Origin of the sequence: Agrobacterium sp. CFBP 3001 (genome assembly GCF_027871605.1) — a bacterium.
GTDB lineage: Bacteria > Pseudomonadota > Alphaproteobacteria > Rhizobiales > Rhizobiaceae > Agrobacterium > Agrobacterium leguminum.
In genome coordinates this window covers 37,590-54,239 of sequence record NZ_JAQAHD010000002.1, presented here as the reverse complement: position 1 = coordinate 54,239, position 16,650 = coordinate 37,590, and the positions used below count along the sequence as shown (strand labels likewise).

At 59.7% G+C, this 16,650-nt stretch carries 14 protein-coding genes; 5 read left to right on the top strand and 9 right to left on the bottom strand.

Annotated features, from left to right (window positions below; all coding sequences use genetic code 11):
* Positions 1–41 precede the first annotated feature (41 nt).
* Entirely contained in the window at positions 42–1,247 is a 1,206-nt protein-coding gene (locus PH605_RS03940; protein ID WP_078052405.1) for an MFS transporter, read from the top strand.
* Positions 1,248–1,273: 26 nt separating this feature from the next.
* A complete protein-coding gene (locus PH605_RS03935; protein ID WP_142844353.1) occupies positions 1,274–2,014 on the top strand; it encodes a copper homeostasis protein CutC in 741 nt (246 codons plus the stop codon).
* Here PH605_RS03935 and PH605_RS03930 read toward each other — a convergent pair.
* The 7 genes from PH605_RS03930 to PH605_RS03900 all read right to left on the bottom strand — a co-directional run bounded on the left by PH605_RS03930 (position 1,980) and on the right by PH605_RS03900 (position 11,662).
* A complete protein-coding gene (locus PH605_RS03930) occupies positions 1,980–3,131 on the bottom strand; it encodes a glycosyltransferase family protein (protein ID WP_142844352.1) in 1,152 nt (383 codons plus the stop codon). The two genes, PH605_RS03935 and PH605_RS03930, sit on opposite strands and share 35 nt — an antisense overlap.
* On the bottom strand, positions 3,128–4,375 hold the full coding sequence (locus PH605_RS03925; protein ID WP_161987762.1) for a glycosyltransferase family 4 protein: 1,248 nt from the start codon (positions 4,373–4,375) through the stop codon (positions 3,128–3,130). Before PH605_RS03925 ends, PH605_RS03930 begins: the two co-directional genes overlap by 4 nt.
* A 43-nt stretch (positions 4,376–4,418) precedes the next feature.
* Entirely contained in the window at positions 4,419–5,627 is a 1,209-nt protein-coding gene (locus PH605_RS03920) for a glycosyltransferase family protein (RefSeq protein ID WP_078052407.1), read from the bottom strand.
* 72 nt (positions 5,628–5,699) lie between these two features.
* Positions 5,700–6,875 carry an ABC transporter permease gene (locus PH605_RS03915; protein ID WP_065656984.1) on the bottom strand — a complete coding sequence of 392 codons (1,176 nt, stop codon included), beginning with the start codon at positions 6,873–6,875 and terminating at the stop codon, positions 5,700–5,702.
* Positions 6,872–7,870, bottom strand: coding sequence for an ABC transporter permease (locus tag PH605_RS03910; RefSeq protein WP_003521288.1), 999 nt, complete (start codon positions 7,868–7,870; stop codon positions 6,872–6,874). The genes PH605_RS03915 and PH605_RS03910 overlap by 4 nt, the downstream gene beginning before the upstream one ends.
* 1 nt (position 7,871) lies before the next feature.
* Positions 7,872–9,773 carry an ABC transporter substrate-binding protein gene (locus PH605_RS03905; protein WP_142844351.1) on the bottom strand — a complete coding sequence of 634 codons (1,902 nt, stop codon included), beginning with the start codon at positions 9,771–9,773 and terminating at the stop codon, positions 7,872–7,874.
* A complete protein-coding gene (locus PH605_RS03900) occupies positions 9,770–11,662 on the bottom strand; it encodes an ABC transporter ATP-binding protein (RefSeq protein WP_065656987.1) in 1,893 nt (630 codons plus the stop codon). Before PH605_RS03900 ends, PH605_RS03905 begins: the two co-directional genes overlap by 4 nt.
* Before the next feature lie 211 nt (positions 11,663–11,873).
* Between PH605_RS03900 and PH605_RS03895 the strand changes: the two genes are divergently transcribed.
* Complete coding sequence (locus PH605_RS03895) at positions 11,874–12,836, top strand: glycosyltransferase family 32 protein (protein WP_161987760.1); 963 nt, start codon at positions 11,874–11,876, stop codon at positions 12,834–12,836.
* Here the strand turns inward: PH605_RS03895 and PH605_RS03890 are convergent.
* Together PH605_RS03890 and PH605_RS03885 are read right to left on the bottom strand one after the other, a co-directional pair.
* Positions 12,828–13,571: a polysaccharide deacetylase family protein gene (locus PH605_RS03890; protein WP_142844350.1), complete on the bottom strand. Its 744-nt coding sequence runs from the start codon at positions 13,569–13,571 to the stop codon at positions 12,828–12,830. The two genes, PH605_RS03895 and PH605_RS03890, sit on opposite strands and share 9 nt — an antisense overlap.
* The gene (locus tag PH605_RS03885; RefSeq protein WP_142844349.1) at positions 13,568–14,665 is read right to left on the bottom strand and encodes a glycosyltransferase family 4 protein; all 1,098 of its coding nucleotides are present in this window, start codon (positions 14,663–14,665) and stop codon (positions 13,568–13,570) included. Before PH605_RS03885 ends, PH605_RS03890 begins: the two co-directional genes overlap by 4 nt.
* A 127-nt stretch (positions 14,666–14,792) precedes the next feature.
* Between PH605_RS03885 and PH605_RS03880 the strand changes: the two genes are divergently transcribed.
* Both PH605_RS03880 and PH605_RS03875 read left to right on the top strand, forming a co-directional pair.
* A complete protein-coding gene (locus PH605_RS03880) occupies positions 14,793–16,133 on the top strand; it encodes a nucleotide sugar dehydrogenase (protein ID WP_161987758.1) in 1,341 nt (446 codons plus the stop codon).
* Between the two features lie 4 nt (positions 16,134–16,137).
* Positions 16,138–16,620, top strand: a complete 483-nt coding sequence (locus tag PH605_RS03875) for a class I SAM-dependent methyltransferase (protein ID WP_078052412.1) — start codon at positions 16,138–16,140, stop codon at positions 16,618–16,620.
* Positions 16,621–16,650: the final 30 nt, after the last annotated feature.

Sequence of the window (16,650 nt, the reverse complement as noted above, 5' to 3'; positions counted from 1 at the left end):
CCAGCGATCCGGCGGTGCCGGATCATCTCAGGCGAATATCCATGCCGTCGGCTCTTTCCATCGTCATCAACAATCCGTCGATCCGCATCGGGGCGCTCGCCATCCTGTTCTTCGGGTTCTCGAATGCGGCGACCGCCCCCTATCAGGCGGTCATCGGCATTCGCGAAATAGGACTGAGCAACAGCGTCTATTCGCTGTTGATGCTGTTTGCTGCCGTCATCAATGTCAGCGCCAGCGTTTTGATGGGCATTGTCGCAGACAGGCTGGGTGAATATCGCAAGCCAATGCTCTATATCGCGCTCTTTGGCGTCAGCGGTTATCTGCTGGTCTATCTGGCCGGCAACGCCACCGCCTTCGTCGCTGCAAAGCTGGTGCTTCTGCCGATTTTCGGAGCGATGAATTCGTTGATCTTCGCCCATGTGCGCGCCGATGCGCGCAACCTTTCGACGGGTGAGATGATCGCGGTGAATTCGATCATGCGGGCAACCATCTCGCTTTCCTGGGTGCTGGTGCCGGGCATTGTCGGTGTTTTTCTGGTGAATTCCGGCAATATGCTGATGGCGTTCCTGTTTTCGGGCATCTGCGCGCTTGTCTGCTTTCTACTCGTCGCCTTCTGCCTGCCGCGGGCCGCCACGCCGGCATCGGCAAATACTGAAGCGCGGTTTGGCCTGCGCGCCTCGCTTGCGGAAATCGGATCACGGCGGGTGCTGCTCCGGATCATCGCCATTGCGCTCATCTGCTCGATGCTGCATCTCAACGATTCCGTGCGCTCGCTCATCATAACCGGACAGGCCAGGGGCACGGTGGCGGATATCGGCATTGTTGCGGGTATCGTCGCTGCGCTGGAAATCGTCTTCATTCTCCTGTGGGGCTGGATCGAGAAGAAGGTTCCACAGACACTGACACTTGCGGCGGGAGCGGGGCTTTACGCCATCTATCTCATTTTGCAGGGGCTTGCTTCAGCGCCGTGGCATATCTACGCCCAGACGGTCATCAGTGCGCTGGGCGCCGCCGCGATCATCAGCATTCCAATTACCTATCTGCAGGAACTGATCGCAGACCGGCCGGGACTCGGAAGCTCGCTGATCGCCGTCAACATCTTCCTCGGCGCTGGTCTCGGTGCGCTGATTTTTGCCGTTGGTACCCTGGTCTCCGGCTATTCGGGAACTTCCATATTGGGGGCGATCGTGGGGCTCGGCGGCGTTTATATGCTTTACGCGCTTGATGGAAAGGGCCGCCGCAGGTAACGGCCACTCAAATGAAAGAGGTTACGATGATTCTCGAAATTTGCGTGGACGATGTCGCCGGTCTGGAAGCGGCGGTCAGCGGCGGGGCTGATCGGATCGAGCTCTGTGCGGCGCTTTCGGGCGGCGGTGTGACGCCATCGGCGGGTTTCATGCAGCGCGCGGCGGCGTGCGGGTTGCCGGTGAGCGTCATGATCAGGCCGCGCGCCGGTGATTTCGTGTTCACGCGCGACGAAGCGGATGTGATGAAACGCGATATCGACACGGCACGTGCCGCCGGTCTTTCCGGCGTGGTGCTCGGCGCATCGCGTGGCGATGGTTCACTAGATATTGGCTTGCTTGAAGAATTGCGCAGTCATGCCGACGGGCTGGATGTGACGCTGCACCGGGCCTTTGATGTCGTGCCTGATATGGACGAGGCCTTGGAAGCTGCCATCGCATTGGGGTTCCCAAGAATTCTCACCTCAGGCGGCGCGCGTTCGGCGCTTGAAGGGATCGAGGCTTTGGCCCACCTGTCCGAGATGGCGGCAGGCCGGATCGTCATCATGCCCGGTGCCGGTGTGCGTCCGCAGAGCGTTCAGACCTTGCTGTATCGCTTTCCGATCACGGAAATCCACGCATCCTGTTCCGCCGTTCCATCCTATGATCCGGACAGCAGGGTGGCGAAGCTCGGTTTCACCGGCGCAGGGCGCAAGGTTACCGATGAGGCGGCGGTTCGCGAGTTGAAGACGATCCTCACCGCTCATCGTAAAGACGGCGCAGCGCTCTAGCCGTTCCGGCCGCGCCATCGAGATCGAGCGTGATCGTGCCGGGCGCCGGCAGGGACAATGCGGCCTTTATGGCATCGGCCATCGCTTGCGCAGAAATATCCTTCTCCTCCAGCACATGCGCCAGCCCCAGCCGCGCCAGCCGTTCGGCGCGGGCGCTCTGTTCGGTTTCGCCCCCGGCTGCGAAGGGGATCAGAAGCGAGCGGCATTTTGCCTGAAGAATATCGCAGACGGTGTTGTAACCGGCCTGTGAAATCGAAAGCCGCGCGCCGGCGAGCAAACTTGCGAAATCCTTGCGGAAACGGAAGACGGACACATTGCCCGCCGCCCGCGCCGAGATCGCATCGAAATCCGCCTGCGGCATGTTTGGACCGGTCACGAGGCACCAGCTCTTGATGCCATCCAAGAGGGGGGCAGCCTCGAGAGCAGCCCGTATGAGTGCGGCCCCAACGGCGCCGCCGCCTGCGGAAACCACGATATCGAATTTTTCTGCCGGTTCCGGCGGCGGAAGGGGGGCGACGAGGCCGGTATAGACGATGCGCTGGCTGATTTCGCCTGCGAGGGGAAACGTGTCTTCGAGCCGGGCGAAATCCGGATCGCCATGGACGAGCACCGCATCGAAATGTTTCTTCACCAGTGACACGGTCTCTTCGTCCCGGCCCGGTTTGGTCTTTTCCTGCAAGATATCGCGCAGTGACGCCATGACGAGCGGGCGCGGTTCGCTGTCTTCTATCTCATCGAGAAGCGGCAACAATTCGAAACGCACCTGCCTGCGACCGAACGGGAACGCCTCGATGATAACGATATCGGGTTTGGCGCCGTGATAGGCGCCGATCAGCATATCGGTTCTCAGCCTCTTGAAGTCGTCATCCACCGGTTTGCCGGAACTGTCGACCAGGCCGGCAAAACTGCCGTCGCTGACGGCGATGGGCGGCAATTCGACATGGCGGATGCCCTCGCCCGGAAAGCCCGGAACCGGCGTGCCGCCCGTGACCAGCACGACATCGAAACCGTTCGCCTGAAGGGCATTGGCAATGCGGCTGGCGCGGGCGATATGGCCGATGCCGAGAAGGTGCTGAACGTAGAAGAAGACGCAGGGGCGTTTTTCCGTATCGGTCATGGCGTTTTTTCCCACTCGGTCTCGAACAGGGCCTTCAACTCGACAATGCTGGTGCGATGGTCGAAGGCGGTGCGCACACGGTTTTCGGCGGCACTGCCAAGACGCTGGCGCAATTGCGGATCGGTGATGGCCGTGCGCAGGGCCTCTGCGAAGGCGGCCGGATTTTCCGGTTCCGTCAGCAGGCCGTTTTCACCACTGACGAAGAACTCCGGAATGCCGGAAATATTGGTGGAGATGCAGGCCAGCGCCTGGCTTGCGGCCTCGACCAGCACATTTGGCAGGCCGTCGCGGTCGCCATCGCTGGTGATGCGGCAGGCAAGGGCGAAGAGGTCCGCTTCCCGGTAGTTCTCCAGCACCTGCTTCTGGTCCATGGCGCCGGTCCAGACGATCCTGTCGGCAACGCCGAGTTCGTCAGCGAGTTTCTTCAGGGAGGCCAGTTCATCGCCGCCGCCGATATGGGTGAAGCGCCAATGGATATCCTGCGGCAGCGAGGCGAGCGCACGCAGGAGAATATCGATGCCCTTTTTCTTGACCGCCCGGCCGACGCTCAAAATCCTCACCGGATTATCGGCATCTGAACCGTCTCTTGCCGGTCGTGGCGTTTCGAAATGCGGGAAACGGGTGAGATCTAGGCCGTGATAGCTCAGATGCACATTCTGCCTTGACCCGGAAAGGGTCTGCAGATGCTGGAAGCCGCCGGCAGTGCAGGTCACGGCCCACCGGGCGCTTTGCAGCTTGGCGGCAAGGTCGCGGTCGCTGGAGGTCCAGATGTCCTTGGCGTGGGCCGAAATCGTCCAGGGCGTGCCGGTGATGAGGTGGGTATAGGCGGCGACCGAGGCGGGTGTGTGGATGAAATGGACATGCAGCCATTCGGCATCCGCCGGCCATTCATGCGCGAGCACCGCAGCCTGCCCGAAACGGCGGAAGCGATTGCGGCTGAGATCATGCGGCAGGTCGGTGAAAAACCGGCGAAGCGCCTTGGTGAAGCCCGGCTTCCTGCGGCAGGCCCAAAGCGCCTTCAAAACCCGCAGTGGCTCCTCGTGCAGATATTCCGGAAGATATGTGACGGGTGCGCGAATTTCATCGTGAACGGGGTGGCGCTTATTGTCCGTGGGCCGGCGCATCGACATGAGTTCGAGTTTCAGCCCTGCCTTTTCCAGCCCCAGAAGTTCCTGGGCGATGAAAGTCTCGGACAGGCGCGGATAGCCCTTGAGGAGCACCACGATTTTTTTTGTATCGGTCACGTTGCGCGTGTCTCTTTTGAAGCGGTGTTTGTCGGGGAATCGGTCACGCAGTCAGCGTGATCGGCGCCTTGTCGCCCTCGGACGGCAGCCATTCGGCTATCCGGCGCGATATGTTTTCCAGACCGTCCAGCTTCAGTCCGCGCGCATTGACGGAAGGCGGTGCGCGGTTCGGCAGCGCTTTCAGAGCAGCCGCCATTTTTGCCGGGTTCTCGGCATCTTCCGGCAGAAGCATGTCGAAAAGGCCAAGCTCCGAGGCACGGCTGGCGCGGATAAGCTGCTCTTCGCGCGGCACCGTACGCGGCACGACGAGGGCGGGTTTGTCGAAGGACAATATCTCGCAGACGGTGTTGTAACCGCCCATGGAGACGACGGCCTGCGCGCCAGCGACGAGGTCTTCCATGCGGTTGTCGAATTCGATGATTTCGATATGCGGAATATCGGCAACACTGCTCGTGAAGCGCTGGCGTTGATCCGCCGGCATATAGGGGCCGAGCACCACCAGCGCCTTGTGCGTCAGTTCGCTGTCATGGCGATAGGCGTTGATGACGTCGTCGATCAATTCGCTGCCATCGCCGCCGCCGCCGGTGGTGACGAGAAGGTAATCGCCTTCCGGCCGATGCGCTACGGTTTCGGCCTGCGTCTTGGATCTTTGCAGGAAACCGACGAAATCCATCTTGTCGCGAACGGTGTGCGGAACGTCGAGCCCCGTCAGCGGGTCGTGGAAATCGGGTGGGCCATAAATCCAGACGTGGTCATAGAACTGGCCGATCTTGGTCATGACATTGTTGCGCTTCCATTCCGCTTCGAGCAGCTGCGGTGCATCCATGACATCGCGCAGGCCGATGACGAGCTTGGTGCCCTGTCCCTTGAGATAGGCGAGCGTTTCCTCCACCTCGCCGCGCAGGCCCATGGGCTCCTTGTCGACGATGAAGATATCCGGCTGGAAGCTTTCGGCGGTGTGGTAGATGATGGAGCGGCGCATCTTCAGCGTTTCCTGAAGATCGATATGCCTGTCCATGGACGTATATTCGCCGTTGCGCAGCTTGATGACGCTCGGGATTTTCACGAAATCGACGCGGGCGCGGTAATCGAAAGCGCCGGCAATCGTCGCGCCTGAAATGATGAGTACGTTGAGGCCGCGATAATCCTCCACCAGAGCATGCGCGATGGTGCGACACCGCCGCAGATGCCCGAGCCCGAAGGAATCGTGGCTGTACATGAGGATACGCGCGTCGTTCAAACGGGAGGTCATGGGCCACACCTCTTTTTGCCTTTCACAAAAAAGGCGATGGCGGAAGGGCAGTTTATCAAAGGGTGTTCCATTTTATCTGAAGGGATCCGCAGCATCACGTAGTCCGTCGCCGAAGAAATTAAAGGCCAGAATGACGAGAACGACAGGGATCGTCGGGATGAGAAGCCATGGATATAGCGCAATGACGCTGACGCTGCGCGCCTCCGTGAGCAGAATTCCCCAACTTGTGATCGGTGGTCTGAGACCGAGGCCGAGGAAGCTCAGCGCGGTTTCGCCGAGAATCATGCCCGGTATCGTCAGGGTGGCGGATGCGATCAAGTGTGACATGAAGCCGGGAATAAGGTGTCTGCCGATAATGCGCGGCGTTCCGGCACCCATTAATTGTGCAGACAAAACATAGTCTTCTTCGCGAAGCGCCAGAAGTTTTGAGCGCACGGCGCGCGCAAGGCCCGTCCAGTCCAGCATGCCGAGAATGATGGTGATGCCGAGATAGACGAGGATGGGGCTCCAGGTCACCGGCATGATCGCCGCAAGCGCCAGCCAGAGCGGAATGCTCGGGATGGATTGCAGCACCTCGATGATGCGCTGGACAATCAGATCGAAGGTGCCGCCGCGATAACCCGCCAGACCGCCGATCACAATGCCGAGAACGAAGCTCATGGCGACGCCGAGAAGGCCGATGGTCAGCGAAATGCGCGCGCCATAGATGATGCGGGACAGCACGTCACGGCCGAGACGATCCGTGCCGAGCAGGAACAATTCACCGCCCTCCGCCGGGCAGACGAGATGGGTTCTGCCCTCGAACATGCCCCAGAAGCGATAGGTATCGCCCTTGCAGAAGAAACGCAGCGGCTGGATATCCGTCGGCACATCCCGGTAGACCCGTCTCAGATTGTCCATATCGAGCGTCATCTCCCGGCCATAAACGAAGGGGCCAACAAATTTTCCGTCGTTGAACAGGTGAATGGCCTGCGGCGGGGCGTAGATATGTTCGATATTGCGGGTGTGGAGATTATAGGGTGCGAGGAATTCGCTGATCAGGATCGAAAGATAAAGCACCACCAGAAAGGCGCCGGACCACACCGCGATCTTGTGCTGACGGAACTGCCACCACATGAGACGCAGCTGTGAGGCCTTGCTGAAGGCCGCCATTCCTGACGTGTTGGGTTCGATCAGCGACGGGTCGAAGGGCGCGGTCGAGACGTAATGGGGCAGCGCTTCGCCGGGTTTCGGAATGGATGAAGTCATTTGACGTTACCACCTCCGAAGCGGATTCGCGGGTCGAGTATGGCAAGGGCGATATCCGACACCAGAACGCCGATCACCGTCAGGAATGCGAGGAACATCAGGAATGAGCCGGCGAGATACATGTCCTGGCTCTGCAACGCCCTGATGAGCATGGGACCGGTGGTTTCGAGCGACAGCACGACGGCGGTGATTTCCGCGCCTGAGATGATGGCGGGCAGGATCGAGCCGATGTCCGAGATGAAGAAATTCAGCGCCATGCGCAGCGGATATTTGGTGAGCACCTTGAAGGGGTGCAGCCCCTTGGCGCGGGCGGTCACCACATATTGTTTCTGCAATTCATCGAGCAGATTGGCGCGCAGACGACGGATCATGCCTGCCGTGCCCGCCGTTCCGATGATGAGGACGGGAATCCAGATATGTTCGAGGATCGACTTGAACTTCGCCCAGCTCATCGCCTGGTTCAGATATTCCCGGTCCATCAGATGGCCGATGGAAATGCCGAACCAGATATTGGCGAAATACATCAGGATCAGCGCCAGCATGAAGTTGGGAATGGCGATGCCGAGCAGGCCGAGGAAGGTGAGGCCGTAATCGCCCCAGCTGTATTTATGCGTGGCGGAGTAGATGCCGATCGGGAAGGCGATAAGCCAGGTGACGATGATGGTGACGAAGGAGACCAGAACCGTCAGCCACAGGCGGTCTCCCACCACATCGCTGACCGGCAGTTGATATTCGAAAGAATAACCGAAATCGCCGACCAGCATCCCTGTCGCCCAGCGGAAATAGCGGATCGGGGCCGGCTGGTCGAAACCGTAGCGGACACGCAGCTCCTCGATTTCGGCAAGGTTCGCCGTCTCGCCCATGGCGCGCAGCTCGGCGACATAGCTTTCGAAATAATCGCCCGGCGGCAGCTCGATGATGGTGAAGACCAGCATCGAGATCAGGATCAGCGTCGGGATCATGACGAGGATGCGCTTTAAAATATACCGCAGCATATCAGGCGTCTCCGTCATACCAGAAGGCATCCGGCATATAGACGCCGAGATAGGATGTGGGCTCGTAACCGAAAAGCGCCTTGTCCGGCACGTTTCGCATGCGTTTGACATGAACGACGGGTTGCAGCGCGCCGTTGACGATGCCGATGGAAAACACCTGCTGCGTATAAATACCCAGCATTTCCAGCCAGATGGCTTCGCGCTCCTGTTCAGTGACGCTTCGGCGCCATTTTTTCAGGAGATCGAGCAGATGCGCCGCCTCCGGCAGATCGGGCTCCTTGCCTTCGCGGCCGCCGGAAAGATGATGCACACCCCAGACCGGCCATTGCAGCTGGTCGTCACCGGTGGGCGCGAGGCCGGAAGGCAGCATGTCGGGCGTCGGCACACCGTTGTCCATGCCCATCCATACCGACATCAGCACCTCGCCGCCCATGGCGCGCTTGCGGAAGACATCGCGCTGGGTGGGGCGGACGGAAACGGCAATGCCGATATGCCGCCAGTGATCCGTCACCAGTTCCATCACGTCGGTTTCAAGCGTGCTTTCGCCTGTCGTTTCGACGATGATATAGGCCGGGCGACCATCCGGCAGGAGCCGAAGGCCGGCATTGTCGCGCTTGTCGAGACCGGCTTCATCGAGCAGCCTGTTGGCCGCCGCACGGTCGAAAGCGCTCCAGGCGTCCGCAAATTCCTGCCGGTAAAGCGTGCTTTCCGGCAGAACGGTGTCGGCGCTTTCCTTTGCCAGCCCGTAAAAGCAGACCATGTTGATTTCGTGCCGGTTTATCGCGAGCGACAGCGCCCGGCGCACGCGCACGTCCTGAAAAGCGCTGCGCCAGACTGCGTCGGCACAATTGAGGTTGGGCAGCAGCGCGATGCGCGAGCCCTGAGAGCGCTTGTAGAGGTTCACCTTCAGGGGAAAGCGCTTTTCGGCATCTTTGAGAAAGGTGTAATCGGCGAAATCGAGGCCGAAATATTGCAGATCGCTATCGCCGGACGCCGTCTTGGCCGAGATGATGTCGGACGAAGTGACGTTGAGCAGGAAACGATCGAGATAGGGCAGTTGCAGGCCGTTTTCGTCGACCCGGTGATAATAGGGGTTACGCTCGAAGACGAATTGTTCGGCCGGCGGCGCGGTGGTGTTGCGCCAGGCATCCAGCGTCGGCAGATCGGGATTTTCGGGACGCACCTGCCGCGACATCTTTATATGCAGCCCGCTCCAGTCATCCGCCTTGTTTTTCTTGATCAGCTTGGCGAGCTTTTCCGCCGTCTGATATTTGACGTGGAACTGTTTCATATAGGCGGCGGGCAGGAACAGCCGCGCCGGTGAGGCCGCTGCGAGCTTCGCCAGAAAATCCGGGTTCGGACCATCCCAGGTATAGCGCACCGTCAACCGGTCGATGACTTCGATAAGCGGCGGCTTGCTGTTGACCAGAAGCTCTATCGGCGGGCCGCCCTTGTGGATTTCCCTGTTGAGGGCAACGTCCTCCCAGAAATAACGGAAATCCTCGGAGGTGAAATCGCTGCCGTCGGACCATTTGTGGCCTTCGCGCAGCTTGAAGGTGAAGATGCGTTCTTCCTGAACGTCGTAGCTTTCGAGAATATCCGGATGAAGCTCGAATTTCTCGTCATAACCGACAAGGCGGGCATAGCTGCTGATCGGCATCAGGCGAATGTCGCGCTGGCCGCCAATGAGCATACGCACCGAGCCACCATGTTTTCCCGGCTCGCGGCCAAGCGCTTTCATGTCGATGACGCGCGGGTTTTTCGGCAGGCGTTCGGCCACCTCGGGCAATTCGCCCTTCTCCCGTTTTTCTTTGAAATAGGCGGGGTCGGTATAGGCGGCCCGCGCATAGGCCGGCAGGAAGACGGAGGCCAAGAGGGCAAGGGTGGTGCGACGCGTGATCAAGGGCGAAGCTCCCGGATATCGGCATTGCCGTTTGCAAGCACGAAATGGCCTTCGCCGAGATCGGCGGAGATCATGTCGCCATCACCCTCGTCGCGGAACTGTTTGCCCCAGTCGAATTTGCCCGTCGCGCTGATCTTGCCGATGGTGCGGAAATCGAGCGGGCGGTCGAGATCGGGGAAAGGCACGGCCGCCAGAAGGGATTTCGTATAGGGATGAACCGGAGAGCGCATCAGGATTTCGCGCGGCGCCAGCTCCACGATGCGGCCTTCGCACATCACGGCCACTCGGTCGGCCATATAGTCCACCACTGCGAGATTGTGGGAGATAAAGAGATAGGTGAGCCCGAGATCCTGCTGCAAATCCTTCAGCAGATTGAGGATCTGCGCCTGCACCGAGACATCGAGGGCGGAGACCGGCTCATCGCAGATCAGCAATTCGGGGCCGAGTGCCAAGGCGCGGGCAATGCCGATGCGTTGCCTCTGGCCGCCGGAGAAACTATGGGGGTAGCGGTTCAGCGCGCTTTCGCCCAGGCCGATGGCCCTGACGAGACCCCGGACTTTCTCCGCGCGGTATTTCGCATCCCCCCGTCCGTGGATTTCCAGCGGCTCGCTCAGGATGTTGCCCACGGTCATGCGTGGCGACAGAGACGATATCGGGTCCTGGAAGACCATCTGTATCTTCGACCGCAGCTCTTTCAGGTCTCCATCCCTGGCATTGAGGACGTCGATGTCGCCCTCAGGCCGGTGAAAGGTCACCGAGCCTTCATCCGGGCGAACGGCGCGCATGAGGATTTTGCTGACGGTGGTTTTGCCGCTGCCGCTTTCACCCACCAGCCCGAGGCATTCTCCGCGGCGAATTTCAAAACTGACGCTATTGACCGCCTTGGTGGCGTTGGCGTCGCCTTTGCGGAACCAGCTGGATTTCCGGGTCGTGAAAGTCTTGCTGATATCGTCCACGGTCAGAAGCGGGCCGGGGGTCTTGTTCACCGCGGCGTTTTTTTTGCCGACGAGGCTTTCGTGGTCAATGTTGATTTCGCGAAGCGCCTTCAGCCTTTCGCCGGGCTTCATGTCGAAATGCGGCACGGCGGCCATCAGGCCCTTGAGGTAGGGGTGGCTCGGCGACTTGAAAATGTCGTCGACCGTACCGGCCTCCATGATCTCGCCCTGATAGATCACGGCAACCTCGTCGGCGATATTGGCCACCACGCCGAGATCGTGGGTGATGAGCAGCATGCTCATGTTCAGGCGGCTCTGCAGATCGCGCAGAAGCTTGAGGATTTGCGCCTGTATGGTCACATCCAGCGCCGTCGTCGGCTCGTCGGCGATCAGAAGTGCGGGACGACAGATCAGCGCCATGGCGATCATGGCGCGCTGGCGCATGCCGCCCGACAGCTCGAAGGGATACATGTTCACGACCTTCTTGGGCTTGGAAAACCCTACGAGATCGAGCGTTTCATACATTTTTTCCGCGCGCTCTGCCGGTGACAGGATGCTGTGGATTCTGAGCGCCTCGTCGATCTGGTTGCCGATGGTGTGCAGCGGCGAAAAGGAGGTCATGGGCTCCTGAAAAATCAGGCCGATGCGATTTCCGCGTATCGAACGGATTTCCCGGCCGTCCTTCGGCAATTGCAGCAGATCGACAGGGCCGGCCGCGGCATTTTCCGGATCGGTGAACAGCACGCGGCCATTCACGCGCGCCGTCTTGGGATGGATGCCCATGATGGTCTGGCCGATGACGGATTTTCCGGAGCCGGACTCGCCGACGAGAGCCGTGACTTTTCCCGGAAGAATGCGAAGGCTCGCGCCCCTGACGGCATCTATGGTGCCGCCCATGAGAGAAAACGAGACCCGCAGATTTTCAATACGAAGCAAATCTGCGCCTGCGCTCATGCCAAAGGGTTCCTTGCCGTCTCTTTATCGTTGCCTTGTGACAATTTGCTCAGGAGGGCTTAAATCCACGTTATCGCAGGGTGTGTTGTCTGTCTATGCCTCTGAAACATCGAATTGTTTAGCGAATTCAAAGCCGGCTTCCGAAACACGACGGCTTGCCTGACGCCTTTTGTTTGGCGATATGTTAACGAGCGTTTCTGGATGAGGATCCATGTCCGACAAGAAATATTACGATGCCCAGCTAGATAAGGCCCGGCAGTTGCAAAATGGCGGTCAGTATGCGGAAGCGAATGCGCTTCTCTTATCGCTGGTTGCAGCAAAGGACGGCCACCTGATGGGTGAGCAAACGGTGCTCGGCCTGCCGCGCCGGCTGCACGCGGCACGGCTGCGCCTCGCCAAGGCCGAGGGCGATATGGTCGCCAAGATCGGTTATCAATATACGCTTGTTCCACCTCCACAGGTGCTGGAGAAATATGCGCGGTTTTCCACGGAAGAACGTCGCACGATCAGCCTCAAAAGCCGTGAAGATGTGCCAAGGCTCATTCACCAGATATGGATCGGGGAAAAAGCCCCGCCGGTATCGGTTGAGGCATGGGCCGCCCACGCTTCGAACCATGGTTACGACTATCGGCTCTGGCGGGAGGCCGATCTTGAGCGGGAAGGTGTGTTTTCGAACGGCGTCTTCAAAACCATGCTGGACAAGGGCGATTATCCGGGCGCGGTGGATGTGGCCCGTTATATGCTGCTGGAGCGGTTTGGTGGCATCTATCTCGATTGCGACTGGTATCCGGCGCGGGACGATATGAGTTTCGATACATTCCTGCCTCTGGTGGGGCTGACGGTGTTTGACGAAAAAACGCCACGGGACACGGGGCAGGGCAGCATGCTGCTTGCCAATTCCTTCATTGCTGCGCCTGCCGGACATCCGGTTTTCAGCAGGATGCTGGAAGCCTTTCCCGGGATTATCGAAGACATGCCGCGCGCGCCTGCCTGGTGGTCGACCGGCCCCTTGATCTTCACCATCATCGCCCGCGCGGGAAGTATCAGCCTTGCGCCGGCGGGGTTCGTTGCCGCGTCCCTTCCCGACCGCGCCCCTCTTGAGACCGTGGAAGCGGTCAGGCGGGAACTTTCCACCAAGGCGAGCGGGTTGCTGATCGCCTGGAAATCATGGTGAGATGTCGCCGACGAGGTCTTTCGAAGAACGCCAGCGGGCGGCGGGATGTTCGGCGGTCACCTCGAAAAGCCGTCTCAGAAAGCGCCAGACATTGTCGTCATGGACGAGATGGTGGGTGAGGATGCCGGTGGTGCCGCCGTTTTCGGCGGTCGTCAGGATGCGGGCGGCGGTCTCCGCGAAGAGCACGTCGTCGTTACGGCCACCGCGACTGCCGTGCCAGTCGATTACATCGACATGGGTGTTCAGGCAGGGCGGCAGGGTGCTTTTCTCCGGGCCGAAAACGGATAGGGCGCGATATCCGAGGCCCGCCAGTGCCTTCACGATACCGGCATCTATGCGGTTCCACGGCGGCACGAGCATCGGCACCAAACGCCCGCCATGCAGGTCGTGGAGTTTATCCAGTCCGGATTGCAATTCATCGAGAACGACAGCGGGGTCGCGATGCGATCCGAGTTCCTGTTTCTTTTCCTTCTCGCCGGCATAATTCGTATGGGACCAGCCATGCACGGCGACCTGGGCAATGTCCGACACATCCAGATGCCGTGCGAGCTTATCGGTCGTCATCTCGGGGATGACCGCGAGCGTGACCGGAGCGGAGAAGCCGCCGCAAAGATCGAGCAACGTGTCGAGCGCGGGCGTCGGCTCCACCGCATCGTCGTCCCGGAGCCAGAGATCGGCGGATATGCCGCGCCGCCCGCATTCGTCCAGTGCCGCAACGAGTTTTTCCAGACTCATGATCTTCGCGCCTTTGCTTGCAGCAGGATATGGTTCAGTTCTTTTGCGGCATTTTCCAGAGACCGTTCGTTCCTCACGAATTGCCGGGCCGCCCGTGCCAGTTCTTCGCGCTGTCTGTCGTCACCGAGCAGGGTTTTAATCGCGTCGGCATAGGCGGCTCTATCATTTTCTGGTGTCAGTAATCCTGTGATGCCGGATTTTACCACCTCGGGAACGCCAGCCGCTTCCTCGGCCACAACGGGCAGGCCGGCAGCCTGCGCTTCGAGATAGGCAAGACCATAGGCCTCGCCATGGCCCGGCCAGACATAGAGAGAGGCTTTTGAAAGGAGCATTGCGATCTCGGCTGCGGTTTTTTCCCCGTGCCAGACGAGACGGTGGTTGGGAAACGTGCTGAACATGGCCTGCACGACCGTGCGTTCCGGTCCGTCGCCGACGATATCCAGCGTCCAGTCGAGATCCTGCGGCAACAGGGCGAGCGCTTCGGAAAGGGCGCGATAGCTGTCGAGTTTGTCACCCGCCCGCATCATGGCGACGGTGATGAGCCTTGCGGGTAACGGCTTGGGCGTGTTCTTGAGAAAAGCCCCAGTATCGATGAAAGGCGGCAGCATGGCCCAGCGAAGGGTGGGCGAGGCCCGCACAAGCCCTTCACGATCCCGCGCGGTGAAGCAGATATTGATGGCGGCGGCGTTCAATGCGGCCAGCAACCCATCCTGAACCGCCTGCCATCCCATACCATTCCGTTTCGGCGAATAGGACGCTTCAGCGCTGACATAGGGGATGTCGAAACGTTTGCTTAGTTCCGGTCCGAGTAAGTCCGGCGCCTTGTAATAGGGGTGGTAACAAAACCAGAAATCCGGCACGCCATCCCGTCGCCAGCGCCGTGTGACGATCTCGATTTCGCGCTCGGCCTCATCGGCGACCAACGCCCTTGCCGGGTCATCGGGCTGTTTCAGGAAGCTGCGCAGTTCCGAAGCGACGGAAACATCGTGACCGCCCATCGTGATCGCCGTCATCAGCAAACGGGCCATCAGCCGGTCACCGGAGGGAACGGGATGGTTGGGAGATTTGAGCGGCGCATAAAAGGCGATCTTCATGGCGACGGTTGTGCGTTGGCAGTGGCTAGGGCGTCAACCGGAATTTGAAAGGGCCGAGCCTTGACAGGTCCGTCATTCTTGCCCAACTGAAAGGCATCTTTTGCACATGCGCGGAGCGTGACACGCTTTGACTTCCCCAGACATTTCCCGGAACCTGCTTTCCAGCATTGAAAACAAAAGCGCCAAAGCGGGGGTGATAGGCCTCGGCTATGTCGGTCTGCCGCTTGCCATGACGATCGCCAGGGGCGGTTTCAAGGTTGTCGGTTTCGATATCGACCCCGGTAAAATTACTGCGATCGAGACCGGGCGCAGCTATATCGAGGCCGTTTCCGACGAGGTTCTGGCAAGTGTGAGACAGGATGACGGCTTTGTCGCCACCTCGGATTTCTCCAGGCTGGCCGAATGCGATGTCATTGCAATCTGCGTGCCCACGCCCCTGACGAAATATCGCGAGCCGGACCTTTCCTATGTTGAAAAGACCTGTCGCGATATTGCCGCCTATCTGCGCAAGGGCCAGCTCGTGGTTCTGGAATCGACCACTTATCCCGGCACGACTGACGGGGTGGTGAAGACCATTCTGGAAAGCACGGGGCTTGTCTCCGGCGTTGATTTCTTCATCGGTTTTTCACCCGAACGGGAAGATCCCGGCAATCGCGATTTCGAAACTTCGACCATTCCGAAGGTTGTCGCTGGCGATGGCGAGGCGGCCGGAAAGCTGATGGCGGCATTTTACGGTTCGGTGGTCAAAAAGATCGTCCCCGTCTCGACAAATGCCACCGCCGAGGCGGTGAAAATCACCGAAAACGTCTTCCGTGCCGTCAATATTGCGCTCGTCAACGAACTCAAGGTCGTTTACGAGGCGATGGGTATCGACATCTGGGAAGTGATCGATGCGGCGAAGACCAAGCCGTTCGGTTTCATGCCGTTTTATCCCGGCCCGGGCCTTGGCGGCCATTGTATACCGATCGATCCTTTTTACCTCACCTGGAAATCGCGCGAATATGAATTGCCGACGCGGTTCATCGAACTGGCCGGCGAGATCAATACCGGCATGCCGCGTCACGTCATCGGACGGGTCGCGGAGGCGCTCGATATTCATTCCGGCAAGGCGCTCAGCCGCTCGAAGGTGCTGGTCGTCGGCCTCGCCTATAAAAAGAATGTGCCGGATATTCGCGAAAGCCCCTCTCTGAAGCTCATCGAGCTTATTCAGGAGCGTGGCGGCGAAGCGGCCTATTTCGATCCTCACGTGGCCGAAATCCCGAAAACCCGGGAATATAGCCACCTGATGGGCATGAAATCCGTGCCGTGGGACAGGCAGGCGATCGGCGCTTTCGACGCCGTTCTCGTTGCGACCGATCATGACAATGTGGATTATGCCGCTCTAAGCGAATGGGCGCCGCTTATCATCGACACGCGCAATGTTTTCGCGCGTCGGGATATAGCCGCAAAACACATCATCAAGGCCTGATAACATGAGCAGACTCGATAGTTTCATTCGCCGGCTGACCGCGCAGCGCGATATCCTCAACCATGTCGCAGCCGATCTCGATCTGCCGGATGAAGGCGCGCTCATGGAAATCGGCCTTGGCAATGGGCGCACCTTCAATCACCTGCGGGAATTGTTCCCCAACCGCCGCATCATCGCTTTCGACAGGGCCATGGGTGCGCATGCCTCCTCCGTTCCGGCACAGGAAGATCTGGTGATCGGTGAAATATCGCAAACCGCTCCGGCTTTCGTCGGCACGGAAGCGGCGTTCGTGCATGCCGATATCGGCACGGGCTATCCGGAAAAGGATGCGGTTACCCTCACATGGTTGCCCGATCTTGCGGCGGGCATGCTGGCGAAAGGCGGTCTCGCGGTCAGCGGTCTGCCTCTGGATCATCCCATGTTGAAGCCGCTGCCGGTGCCGGCAAGCGTGCCGACGGACCGCTATTTTCTCTATCGCAAGATTTAAGATCGGGCGCCCCACAGGTGTGTCGGGGCT

Excerpts from the sequence above, each read along its gene's own strand:
- PH605_RS03920 (WP_078052407.1), bottom strand. The coding sequence starts at position 5,627 with ATGACCTCCCGTTTGAACGACGCGCGTATCCTCATGTACAGCCACGAT.
- PH605_RS03940 (WP_078052405.1), top strand. The coding sequence starts at position 42 with ATGCCGTCGGCTCTTTCCATCGTCATCAACAATCCGTCGATCCGCATC.
- PH605_RS03875 (WP_078052412.1), top strand. The coding sequence starts at position 16,138 with ATGAGCAGACTCGATAGTTTCATTCGCCGGCTGACCGCGCAGCGCGAT.
- PH605_RS03930 (WP_142844352.1), bottom strand. The coding sequence starts at position 3,131 with ATGACCGATACGGAAAAACGCCCCTGCGTCTTCTTCTACGTTCAGCAC.
- PH605_RS03900 (WP_065656987.1), bottom strand. The coding sequence starts at position 11,662 with ATGAGCGCAGGCGCAGATTTGCTTCGTATTGAAAATCTGCGGGTCTCG.
- PH605_RS03890 (WP_142844350.1), bottom strand. The coding sequence starts at position 13,571 with ATGAGTCTGGAAAAACTCGTTGCGGCACTGGACGAATGCGGGCGGCGC.
- PH605_RS03895 (WP_161987760.1), top strand. The coding sequence starts at position 11,874 with ATGTCCGACAAGAAATATTACGATGCCCAGCTAGATAAGGCCCGGCAG.
- PH605_RS03885 (WP_142844349.1), bottom strand. The coding sequence starts at position 14,665 with ATGAAGATCGCCTTTTATGCGCCGCTCAAATCTCCCAACCATCCCGTT.
- PH605_RS03910 (WP_003521288.1), bottom strand. The coding sequence starts at position 7,870 with ATGCTGCGGTATATTTTAAAGCGCATCCTCGTCATGATCCCGACGCTG.
- PH605_RS03915 (WP_065656984.1), bottom strand. The coding sequence starts at position 6,875 with ATGACTTCATCCATTCCGAAACCCGGCGAAGCGCTGCCCCATTACGTC.
- PH605_RS03935 (WP_142844353.1), top strand. The coding sequence starts at position 1,274 with ATGATTCTCGAAATTTGCGTGGACGATGTCGCCGGTCTGGAAGCGGCG.